Annotated in this window: 12 protein-coding genes; all 12 read right to left on the reverse strand. The window is 40.7% G+C overall.

The annotated features are described in order from the left end of the window. On the reverse strand, nt 1-1,101 hold a 1,101-nt coding region (locus C1I38_RS02480; RefSeq protein WP_132102067.1), incomplete at its 3' end, for a 4Fe-4S binding protein. 157 nt (nt 1,102-1,258) lie between these two features. Further along, nucleotides 1,259-1,576, reverse strand: a complete 318-nt coding sequence (locus tag C1I38_RS02485; RefSeq protein ID WP_119774630.1) for a tetrachloroethene dehalogenase — start codon at nt 1,574-1,576, stop codon at nt 1,259-1,261. A 72-nt stretch (nt 1,577-1,648) separates the two neighbouring features. After that, nucleotides 1,649-3,298, reverse strand: a complete 1,650-nt coding sequence (locus C1I38_RS02490; RefSeq protein ID WP_119774629.1) for a reductive dehalogenase — start codon at nt 3,296-3,298, stop codon at nt 1,649-1,651. A gap of 230 nt (nt 3,299-3,528) precedes the next feature. After that, nucleotides 3,529-3,846 (reverse strand): tetrachloroethene dehalogenase, encoded by a 318-nt coding sequence (locus C1I38_RS02495; RefSeq protein ID WP_119774628.1) that lies wholly within the window; start codon nt 3,844-3,846, stop codon nt 3,529-3,531. A 13-nt stretch (nt 3,847-3,859) separates the two neighbouring features. Next, nucleotides 3,860-5,512: a reductive dehalogenase gene (locus C1I38_RS02500; RefSeq protein ID WP_119774627.1), complete on the reverse strand. Its 1,653-nt coding sequence runs from the start codon at nt 5,510-5,512 to the stop codon at nt 3,860-3,862. A 17-nt stretch (nt 5,513-5,529) separates the two neighbouring features. Continuing rightward, complete coding sequence (locus C1I38_RS02505; protein ID WP_119774626.1) at nt 5,530-5,724, reverse strand: hypothetical protein; 195 nt, start codon at nt 5,722-5,724, stop codon at nt 5,530-5,532. A gap of 381 nt (nt 5,725-6,105) precedes the next feature. After that, entirely contained in the window at nt 6,106-6,825 is a 720-nt protein-coding gene (locus tag C1I38_RS02510; RefSeq protein WP_243103622.1) for a Crp/Fnr family transcriptional regulator, read from the reverse strand. Nucleotides 6,826-7,210: 385 nt separating this feature from the next. Further along, nucleotides 7,211-8,170: a trigger factor gene (locus C1I38_RS02515; RefSeq protein ID WP_119774625.1), complete on the reverse strand. Its 960-nt coding sequence runs from the start codon at nt 8,168-8,170 to the stop codon at nt 7,211-7,213. A 141-nt stretch (nt 8,171-8,311) separates the two neighbouring features. After that, complete coding sequence (locus C1I38_RS02520; RefSeq protein ID WP_119774624.1) at nt 8,312-8,629, reverse strand: tetrachloroethene dehalogenase; 318 nt, start codon at nt 8,627-8,629, stop codon at nt 8,312-8,314. Between the two features lie 67 nt (nt 8,630-8,696). Continuing rightward, on the reverse strand, nt 8,697-10,346 hold the full coding sequence (locus C1I38_RS02525) for a reductive dehalogenase (protein WP_243103621.1): 1,650 nt from the start codon (nt 10,344-10,346) through the stop codon (nt 8,697-8,699). A gap of 386 nt (nt 10,347-10,732) precedes the next feature. After that, nucleotides 10,733-11,683: a trigger factor gene (locus C1I38_RS02530; protein ID WP_119774622.1), complete on the reverse strand. Its 951-nt coding sequence runs from the start codon at nt 11,681-11,683 to the stop codon at nt 10,733-10,735. Between the two features lie 57 nt (nt 11,684-11,740). Beyond that, nucleotides 11,741-11,884: a hypothetical protein gene (locus C1I38_RS13970; RefSeq protein ID WP_165904963.1), complete on the reverse strand. Its 144-nt coding sequence runs from the start codon at nt 11,882-11,884 to the stop codon at nt 11,741-11,743. Between the last annotated feature and the right edge of the window lie 46 nt (nt 11,885-11,930).

Below are 11,930 nucleotides of genomic sequence, written 5' to 3' on the forward strand. Positions count from 1 at the left end.
TAAACTCATAAATAAGAAAACAGGCAGCATCAGCCATATCACCCACGTGGCTTTTAACAGGAAAAGTGCACCAAAAGGCTGGTAATCCAGTGTCCCGTAGTTTCCTAAACAGGTCCCAAGTATGAGGGCAACCCACAGAATAGTCGATGGAACTAACTTAAGTTTTTTTATCACTGGCTGCGATATTCCCAGTGGTTTGAAACCTGCTACTTTGTTAAGAAACTCCTGTGCGGCCCCAAAAGGGCAAATCCAGGCACAGTATAGATTTTTCCCTAAGAAAATGATAAATCCCAATGACCCGGCTATAAGCACATACCATTTAATGTTGGTTATCCCGGGAATTTGCAAATGGATCAGGGAAAACAACAAATTGGCCGTTGCAAATTGGTTGATGAGAAGTCCCAATACACCGATGCTCACCAGTAGAACCCAGATCCTTATACGGACCAATTTTTTGACATAAACTCCTGCTAGCGCGATGAGGTACATCACAATCATCGCTAATTCCTTCCAGGTAAGTTGGAACACATCATATGGATTAGTCCATGCTGTGTTAAAGATCTGCCTGGAAAGGTATAAGTTCCCCCCGTTAACAGCTTCAGCCACCGCATGCGAAGAAACGGTTGAACCGCTTATCCGATCGATGTAGTTGGTTGTCTGATTACCGGCCAAGTAGCCAGAATAACCGGAAGCCCCTCCCAGATAAATCGGTTCCTTAACAGAAAGACCATTAAAGCTATTAAAGTAATCTTGCTTATACAGCCTTTCAAAAAAATCCGGAGTCTCGCCTTGCTTTGTGACCAGTACTTTTTCCACCATACCTTTTTCATCGATGATACTCATGGTTTCAACTTTTGACTGATACCCCATCGCTGAATCACAAACCGCATAGTAACATCCTCCCGCCGCTTCCACTTTATAAGCGGGTTTCGTTCCAATGATTTTCTCGATCGACGTGACACCTGAAATGTTTTCTTGGATCAGTGCCTTGTAATCCACAGCCTGGTCCGCCCAAAAAACGCTATAAATAATTGCTGCAATGGCTGTTATGGATAAAAAAAACAAATAATAAAACTCTAGATTTCTCTTTTTCCCTTTCATTTTTTATCCCCTGCTGTCCTTTAGATTAATGAGTCAAGGAAGCAAGCCACTTAATACCCTTGAAGATATCAAGTGGCTTTCTTGTTTGTCGTAGATTATTTTAACCTCAATGGTCATTTGTGTTTATCTTTGATTTAACGTACCTTTTTGTATGCTTCTAAGCTGAAATAGCATCTGCTTTTTCTTTTTTTGCCTTTGCCCCACGGTTAGCCAGCCTATAGGTAATGATGGCAGGAATAAGGGCAGTGCCGCCAAAGAATATAAATCCCATGGCTATGGCTTGGTATTCATGCTCCTTAAAGCTTTGATACCCCCAGGCCATTGAAAACACCAGGAAAAAGTTCGCAAGAAATCCACAGAGCTGCAGGGGTATGGTAGCTTTTCCCTTGCCCTTTAAATACCACCAAATACCGTATTGAATAAGCAATAATATTACACCAAAACTCATCCAAATCAACAAATCATAAATTTTCATAATTTTTCTCTCCTTTTCAAAGCCTTGTTTTCAGACATTGAATGATGGATATTGACTAATAACAAAAGACGATTATTTAATAAGATCCGGGTTATTCCAGAAGTCTCTTACCTTGTTTGTGACATAGCCCGATGAAATTCTTTCGTCAGGATCCACCGGCCCACCGTAACCGAACCATTCATCAAACTTACGGGCCGCATTCTGTACCACTGGCACTTGAGTTGCGATTCTGGCGACATCGTGGTTCCATGTCTTGAGCTTATTCCACGAGCATACCGCTACGCAGTTTGAGCAGCTGGTACAGTTAAGGCCCCAGAAAGAGTTACACCGGGCAGCATCAACATGCCATTTTTCAACATACGGATTCTCGGATGGACCGCAATCCTCCGGTTGTATGACTCTGGCTTCTTTCTCATGGGAAATGGCCTGTCCGGGACAAGCATCCGCGCACTTTTTACACAGACGGCAAAATTCACGCACTCCGAACTTGACCGGCTTGTCAGGAGCAATTTCCAGATCAGTATAGACTTTGGCAATACGTACCCTGGGACCATACTTCTGGGTAATCAGGAGTCCGTTTCTACCTACCTCTCCCAGTCCGGCCTGGACAGCAATCGGAACCGTCAAACTTGTATCGTTTCCTGAAGGAATAGCGCCGTAACCAAGATTTCTCAGGAAGGCCGCTATTTTATAAGCCACTTCTGCCATGTTTGAGTAACCTAAACCCGTACTTGCATCAGCAATAGCTGACGGACTGGCAAGGGTTGATTCATAATCCATCTCTACAGCAAATGTTATGATACTTTTTGGCTTAAAGCCTGCATATTTTACAAAGTCGGCCTCAAAAATATCATTTCCGTAAACTTCTGCTTCCTTAGTCGCGAGAAACTTTGTCTTATTATATGGCAAATATGCCGTTCTGCCACCCGGAAGAGTAAAGGCCTTTTGTCTCGGCCTTGCCCATTGGGAATAAGTCCAGCGTTCGTCATAAGGTGCAATTCCGACGAGATCCGCTCCGAGTAATTTTGATGCTTTTTTGAAGATTTTACTGGCTTCTTCCGGGGATTTAAACTTCCAGTTCTTCCCTTGCTTCTGCAGGGCTAATGCCGATGAACTGTCCCAAGTGTATAATCCCGGAACAAATACCGGCTGCTTAGAGGACTCATTAGTTGCCGGATCTATGGGATATCTCTGAATGATACCACTCGGGCCACAACCTATTGCAGTAAATCCGCTAGCATCCTTTTCCAAAAAAAATCCTGCGGCAGCAAAAGCTTGATCCAGTAAAGTCCAACCATCTTCATTTATGGGGGAATCAGGTCCGTAATACCTGGCATAATAACTAAGACCTGTTTCAACAAGTGTTGCCGGACGGCCCTTGATTCCCAGTTTTTCGGCGTTCAGCAGGGGTAAGTCTTTCCCCGTATCTTTCTTGCCGGAGATCTTGGAAACATCGTCGATGACAAATTTAACAGGCTTCTTGTTCTCTTCCGGCTCATAAACTCTCAGATAAAGATTTTTATCTGCCGGAAAACGCTTGTAATTTTCAGTCACCTTATAAGGAAATTCCGACAATTCCTGAACCGGCGCCACAATGTCTGCCGCTTCCGCTACTAAGGGACTAAATGTTTCCTTTGCCACCGTAGCTGAGGCTACTGCAGCTGCAGCGGCACCTAGCAATGAGGCTTTCAAAAAGCCTCGTCTGTTAATGTTATTTCCCATGCAATTTTTCCTCCCTTTTAAAAAATATAATAACCGATATGATTATACTTCTTCTAAAATATTGTACCTATTAAATGCTTTACAATTTGCAAAATATACGCCTTCTAATCATGGTTACCCAAACTGAGAAAAGCCACTTAATGCCATTGAAGTATTAAGTGGCTTTCTTGTCTGCATTAAATATTTGTACACATTGATAATTCTATCTTTGATTTAACGTACCTTTATCTCTAAGCTGAAATAGCATCTGCTTTTTCTTTTTTTACCTTTGCTCTGCGGTTAGCCAGCCTATAGGTAATGATTGCAGGAATAAGGGCAGTGCCGCCAAAGAAAATAAATCCCATGGCTATGGCTTGGTATTCATGCTCCTTAAAGCTAGAATATCCCCAGGCCATTGCAAACACTAGGAAAAAATTCGCAAGAAATCCACAGAGCTGTAGGGGTATGGTAGCTTTTCCCTTACCTTTTAAATACCACCAAATACCATATTGAATAAGTAATAATATGACACCAAAACTCATCCAAACCAACACATCATAAATTTTCATAATTTTTCTCTCCTTAGTTTATTGGATCAAGATTATTCCAGAAATCCTTTACCAAGTTCGTGCAATAGCCGCTCTCGATTCTTTCTTCCGCGTTCACAGGGCCACCGTAGCCGAACCATTCATCAAACTTGCGCGCCGCATCTTGAACCAAAGGAATTTGGGTAGCAATTCTAGCTACATCGTGGTTCCATTGCTTGATCTTATTCCACGAACATACCGCAATACAGTTTGAACAGCCCGCGTTATATCCCATCCAGGAAAGACAGCGTCCAGGGTCAACTTGCCATTTTTCCGTATAGGCAGCGATTGAATCACCGGATTCCTCAGGTGTCTGAATACGTGCTTCTTTCTCATGAGAAATAGCTTGACTTGGACAAGCATCTGCACACTTTTTGCAAAGGCGGCAAAACTCGCGAACCCCGATACTGATCGGCTTGTCAGGTGTAAGATCTAAATCAGTATATACTTTAGCCAGACGTAACCGGGGTCCGTATTTTTGGGTGATCAGCATTCCGTGTCTTGCTGCTTCTCCTAGACCCGCTTGGACTGCAATAGGAACACTCAGTCCGGTATCATTTCCCGAAGGAATGGCATTATACCCAAGATTTCTAATGAATGTGGCGACCTTGTAAGCAATTTCTCCCATCCGTGAGTATCCCTTGCCTACGGCGGCATCTGAAATAAGTGAAGGAGATGTACGGGCAGCTTCGTAATCCATCTCTATCGCAAATATAATCACATTTTTTGGCGTGAAGCCGGCGTATTTTTCCCAATCGGCCTCAAAAACATCAAGTCCGTATACTTCTACTTCCTTGTTCGTCATGAATTTTTGAACGTTAAAGGAAGAATAGGAAGTTACGCCGTTCACATCTTTGGTCGCTTGGTATCTTGTCCTCGCCCAGTTGGAATAGGTCCAACGGTCGTCATAGGGTGCAATCCCAACCAGGCTTGCTCCGTAAAAACGAGTAGCTTTTTTAACAACTTTACTTGCTTCTTCCGTTGATTGAAATTTATATTGCTGTCCCATCTGACGTCTCATTGCCGCCACGGAATTGTCCCAATTAAATAATCCTGGAACCCATACGGGTTCTTTAGCCTTTTCGTTGGTTTTAGGATCAATAGGGTATTGGCAATTTAATCCGCCTGGACCGTTTCCGGGCGATGTTAATCCGTTATAATCCAGTTCTATCGACCAGCCCCCCTCTGACAAAGCTTCCTCCAGTCGGGTCCAACCCACTAGATTAGAACGGTGACCCTCGAGGAAACCGCCATTTTGAGTCCAATACGAAATGCCTGTCTCAGATAATGTTGCCCTTCTGCCCTTTATCCCGAGGTACTCTGCGTTGATTAAGGGAAGGTCCTTCCCTGTATCTTTTTTACCAGTAATTTCGGAAACGTCATCCTTCAGAAATTTGATTGGCGTCTTGTTATCTTCAGTATCGAAAATTCGCATCCAGTAAATTTTATTGCCCGGAAAACGCCGATACTGATCCGTAACCTGATAAGGAAATTCGGAAAGTTCTTTGACAGGTGCTACAATGTTAGCCGCTTCTGCAACCAAGGGACTCATTGTTTCCTGTGCAACCGTAGCCGAAGCTACGGCAGCTGCAGCGGCACCTAACAATGAGGCTTTGAAGAAACCTCGTCTATTAATGTTTTTTCCCATATAATTTTTTCCTCCATTTAAAAAAGTATAATGACTAATATAATTGTACTTATACCTTCTACTTCTGAAATCTCCTTAACTGGTGCCACAATATCGGCGGCTGTGGCCACCATGGGGCTGACTGTTTCCTTCATTACACTGGCGGAAGCTGCTGCTACCGCAGCTGCACCAAGCAGCGAGCCTTCTGTTAATGTTGTTCCCCACTTGTACAATCTCCTCCTTATAGAATAAATAATATATTTGGTAAATTTATTATAGTTGATGCAAGATAAACAAGCTGTATGCATAACTACACATCGTAAGGTAGGAATATTCATGCAGTTTAGGCAGTTCAGCATTGTTAGGATGCAATTCTTACCATGATAATACTAAGAAAATTGTATTTTTAAATACAATTCACAAAGTAAATATGAATGAATTTAAATCACGACTTGTATTTTGAGATCTTTGGTGTATCAGGACACAATATTATGGAGTAGTTAGGTTGTACCCATGTCGGGCACACAAAGACAACCCCATGAAATAAAATCATGGGGTTTACTAGATTAGTACTTTTGCTTTTTGTCCAGATTCTTTGACAAAATCAGTTAAAATCAGCAGTTCCTAAGTCCATAATGACGAAATTCCGATTGAATCCGAGTCTCAAAGTCTTTGCAAAAATATATCTGACGACGAGTTATTTTGATTAATCCACTTTTTTTGAGATTGTTTAAATGCATTGTTACATTTTCGCGGGTTGAACCAATAATATCGGCGATTTCCTGATGTGAAAAACTGTATTGAGCTCGGTACCAACCGTAATCTTCTATGTGATTTAGTTTACAGAGATTGCGCAAAAATAATAATAACTGTTGTTTTGGGCTATAGAAAGATGAACTTTCTACGCTGTCATTTAAAACAGCTATAATGTCACACAAGCATTCCATATAAGCAAATGCTAACATTGGATCACATATTATACCTTCCAGAGTTTGTTTTTTAGAGATATAAAATAAGGTGGTGTCTTGATAAGCATTTACTTCATATTGAGGGCTTTCAAAGCCCATAACGACATCGATAATGCCGTAAATCCCCCCGGGTCTTAAGATTCCAAGAGTTCTTTGCTTGCCGTTCAAACCTAAAGAACGAATTCCCAGCAAACCATCTTCCAAACAGTAGACGTTTGTCAATTCTTCTCCATATTCTAAAAATACTTGTCCCTTTTTGACTACCATGCGTTGATTGAATTTTTTTATATAGTCAATAATTCTCCTCCTTGTATTGAGCCAGGGATAATTTGAAAGATGAGACAAAGTATCATCATCCTTAGCCACCCCAATAACCTCCTTTAAAGTGAAAAAGCCAAAGGCTTAAATTTCAAGAAAAACACGCCTTACCCAATCATAAAAGTTATGAAGAAAAAAACAGTGCGATAAGAAAACGGTCAAACACAAAAAGGTAACAACTAAATCCCGTGAACATTGGTTTTTCGGTAAAATAAGATGTCATACAAATCAACCAAAAATAGGATGTTATCACTGTTCATGTGAAAAACCAGTCAAAGAAATTGAAAGGGTACTCCAATATCATGGTTATTAAATCAAAATCATTATAAATTAGATCGTGAAATGATTCAAGGTAAAACCGCTTTACCGACAAGTTTTACTTAAAAATGGACATTTTGAAATTTAGAGATTGCCATAGATTATTTTGCGGACCTTAAAAAATTTCACGTTTCAAATTATTATCAAGCAAAAAGTCCCTTGCTTTTTGGCGCAGATACTGCGTCTGTAAGAGATTGATGTCATCAAACTGCACAGGAATCTGCCCATTGTTCTCTTTATCGATTATTCGTTCCTCTAGATAACTGATTTCATCTGCTGTCAGACTAATACCTTCTTTTTCAATCACAGCATCGATAATACGCTCTCTGATAACTCTCCTGGCTGCTTCGTCCTTACATTCGGCCAGCAGTTCGTCAGCCGTTATTCCTCTATGGATCAAATAAGTCATTAGTTCCATATTGTCAACATTTTTGAGTTCTTCCGTAAATTTCTTGTACAAATCTTCTGCCGCCAAATCTAATTTTTCCTCATCAAATTCATATTTGCACCGTTCAATTAGAGCTTGAAACACCAGATTAAGATTTGCCTCCCGTTCCTTAACCTTTTTTTCCTGGGTGATCCTCTCTGTCAACATTTTTTCAAAGTATTCCAAGTTTCTTACATTAGGTTCTATTCTCTGAATAAATTCTTTAGTCAGTTCAGGTTTCTTTTCAATAAGAACGCTTTTAATTTTAATGGAAAAAGTAATCATGCATCCCCACAAACGCTGAAATTCAAAGGCATCGGGCTGAATAACCGTCTCAAAATTTACAGTGTCACCCATCTTCTTTCCCAGAAGGTTGGTGGTAATTTCCTGTAATACATCATCACTGCCTACTCTAAATTTTGAACCAAAATCTCTTATAACCGGTACAGATGTTCCCTTTTCCATAGCTTCAATATCTATTATTACGTAATCACCCTTTTCAATCGGTTCATTTCTTTTTTCTTCTTCAATTTCGTCAAAAGAATTTAAGATATAATCTATGGCTCGGTTTATGTCGTTCTCTCCAGCTGACGTATCAAAACGCTTGACGTTTAAGTCTTTATATTGTCCAAGTTCGAACTGTCTCATTCTATCATTCCTCCTAATAATTTCTATTTGGATTCACAGTTGTCATCCTCTTTAGCTATTTATGAATATTACGAAGATGAACCAGATAGTAGCTGAAAATACTATCTGGTTCAATTCGAACCCAAAACTATTACAATGTTGTTAAGGTGCAATAGTATCGGATTTCTTATTTGTTGCCTTTGCTTTAAGGTTAGCCAACCTATAGGTAATAATTGCAGGAATAAGGGCAGTGCCTCCAAAGAAAATAAATCCCATGGCTATAGCTTGGTATTCATGTTCCTTAAAGCTGGAATATCCCCAAGCCATTGCAAACACCAGAAAAAAGTTCGCAAGAAATCCACAGAGCTGCAGGGGTATGGTAGCTTTTCCCTTGCCCTTCAAATACCACCAAATACCGTATTGAATAAGTAGTAATATTACACCCAAACTCATCCAAATCAACACATCAAAAATTTTCACAATTTTTCTCCTTTCAAAGCCTCGGCTCAGACAATCAGCGATGGGTAAACTTGATAGCAAAAGATGATTATCGAATAGGCTCCGGATTATTCCAGAAGTCTCTTACCTTGTTTGTAATATAGCCCGATGAAACTCTTTCGTCTGCATTTACCGGTCCGCCGTAGCCGAACCATTCATCAAACTTACGGGCTGCATCCTGGACCAATGGAATTTGAGTTGCAATTCTGGCGACATCGTGGTTCCATGTTTTGAGCTTATTCCATGAGCATACCCCTACGCAGGTTGAACAGGAGGTACAATTATTAGCCCAGAAAGAAGCGCACCTAACAGCATCAACATGCCATTTGTCGGTATATGGATTCTCGGATACCCCACAATCCTCCGGTTGCAGGACTTTGGCTTCTTTCTCATGGGAGATGGCCTGCCCGGGACAAGCATCCGCACATTTTTTGCACAGGCGGCAAAATTCGCGTACCCCGAACTTGACCGGCTTATCAGGAGCGATTTCCAGATCAGTATATATTTTGGCAATACGTACCCTGGGACCATACTTCTGGGTAATCAGGAGCCCGTTCCTTCCTGCTTCTCCCAGTCCAGCCTGGACGGCCATCGGAACACTCAAACCTGTATCGTTTCCTGACGGGATAGCGTAGTAGCCAAGGAACCTCAAGAATGTAGCTATCTTATAGGCTACTTCTCCCATGTGTGAGTAACCTAATCCCGTGCTTGCATCTTCAATAACTGACGGAGTGGTAAGACTTGCTTCAAAATCCTTCTCTATAGCAATTACTATGACACTTTTCGGCTTAAAGCCTCCATATTTTTCAAAATCGGCGTCAAAACAAACATTTCCATAAACTTCTGCTCCCTGACTCGAGGCAAACTTTTGCACATCCCAAGGCAAGTATTGGGTTCTGCCATCTGGAAACGTAAAGGGCTTAGATTTCGGCCTCGCCCAATTGGAATAGGTCCAACGTTCCTCATAGGGTGCGATTCCGACGAGAGACGCTCCGAGGAATTTGGATGCTTTTTTTACAATTTTACTAGCTTCTTCCTCGGAGTTAAATTTCCATGGCTGGCCTTGCTGCCGCATGGCATCTACCGATGAATTGTCCCAACTGAACAATCCCTGGATAAATACAGGTTGTTTGCCCATTTCATTGGTCTCCGGATTGATGGGATAATGTTGGATTATCCCAGCCGGGCCAGAAGCTATTGCAGTAAAACCGGTATAATCCAGTTCTACCGACCAGCCTGCGGTAGATAAAGCTTGTTCCAGTAAAGTCCAGCCCTCTCTCTTTTCGAGAGGGTTAGGAACGTAATGCACTTGATAAAAACTAAGAGCTGTTTCAGTAAGTGTTGCTCCACGGCCTTTGATTCCCGCTTTTTCGGCGTTAAGCAGGGGTAAGTCTTTCCCCGAATCTTTCTTGCCGGTAATCTTGGAAACATCATCGATGACAAATTTAACAGGATTCTTGTTCTCTTCAGGATCAAACGCTCTTAGATAGAACTGCTTATCTGACGGAAAGCGCCTGTAATTTTCAGTCACCATATAAGGAAATTCCGAAATTTCCTGAACCGGTGCCACAATATCGGCGGCAGTGGCTACCATGGGACTGACTGTTTCTTTTACTACACTGGCGGAAGCTGCTGCTATCGCGGCTGCACCAAGTAGCGAGCCTTTAAAAAAGTCCCTTCTGTTAATGTTGTTCCCCACTTGTATGATCTCCTCCTTATAGATTAAATAATAAATTGGACTGAATTTATTATAATAAATGTAAGATAAATAAGATGTTTGCATAATTACACATCGTAAGGTGGGGATATTCATGCAGTTTAGGCAGTTCAGCATTGTTAGAATACAATTCTTGCCATGATAATACTAAGAAAATTGTATTTCTAAATACAGTTCACAAAGTAAATATGAATAAATTTGCAGTTTACAGAAAGGCATGAAAATGGTCGCACAAAGACAAACCCCATGAAATAAAATCCATGGGGTTAACTAGATTAGTACTTTTGGTCTTTGTCCAGATTTTTTGACAAAATAGGTTGAAATAATCGTAAAAATATGGATTGCATAGTATTCTTGTCCTGAATCTCTTAATTTACCATATTAACATTCAGCAAAAAATCCATTGCTTTTCTTCGTAAATACTGGGTCTCCACAAAATGGATGTCAGTAAACATTTCAGACGATTGCCCACTTTCCTGATCTTTTCTCAACCGATCTTCGAGATATCCGCGCTCTTCTGCTGTAAGTCCAATTTTTTCCGTCTCAATCACTGCGTCTAAAATCCGATTCCTGATCATTCTCTTAGCCGCTTCTTCCTTACATTCCTCCAATAATTCATCAGCCGACATCTTCCTGCCAATTAAATAAACGATCAGTTCCATACCTTCGGCTTTTTTGAGTTCTTCGGCAAATTTCTTGTACAAATCTTCCGCTGCTTGATTTAGACTTTCTTCTTCAAATTCATATTTACTCTTCTCAATCAGCGCCTGAAATACGATATTAATATTGGCTTCCCATTTTTTGGCCCTTTTTTCATCAAAGATTTTCTCAGTCAGTTTCTGCTTCAAGTCCTGTAGCGTTTTCAGACTTGGATCAATTTCCTGAATAATGTCTTCCGTCAGTTCCGGCTTTTCAATTATAAACACCCTTTTGATATCAATGTTAAACGTGATCTCACGTCCCCAATATTTTTGAGAATCAATAGAAATAGGTTTTATTATGGTATCAAAAATGACTTTGTCTCCCGACTTCTTCCCCAGTATGTTTTCATTTAATTCACATATCAGCCCATCGTCGCCTACCCTGAACTGGTAATCGCACTCATTTAGCACCGGTACTGATATATTCTTTTCCACTCCAACAATATCGACGAGTACATAGTCCCCTAATTCAATTGGCTCATTATTTTTATTAATTTCGCTTTCTTGCGAGAAGTTTACTAAATAATCCATAGCATTATTAATTTCATGCTCTTTAACCGATGTATCAAAACACTTGAGGTTTAATCCTTTATACTCTCCAAGCTCGAAATGCTTCATTTCTACATTCCTCCATCATTATTCTCTGCTTGTTATTGATTGCCCTAATCTGAAAAATCAGCGATCCGCCCTGAGTATTCCTACCGATTGAAGCATCACAAAAATATGGGCTGAAGCAAGAAAAAGAATCAAAATTGTAAAGAGCAGGTCTTTTGCTCTTCCTCTTTTTTGTTCTTCCATCGGTTCCATATTTGTTTCCATGTTCTTACCCCCTTATTTCGCCAGCGATTAATGAGATTATATACAA

It is taken from the genome of Dehalobacter sp. 12DCB1, from assembly GCF_004343605.1.
In the GTDB taxonomy this organism is placed as follows: Bacteria; Bacillota; Desulfitobacteriia; order Desulfitobacteriales; family Syntrophobotulaceae; genus Dehalobacter.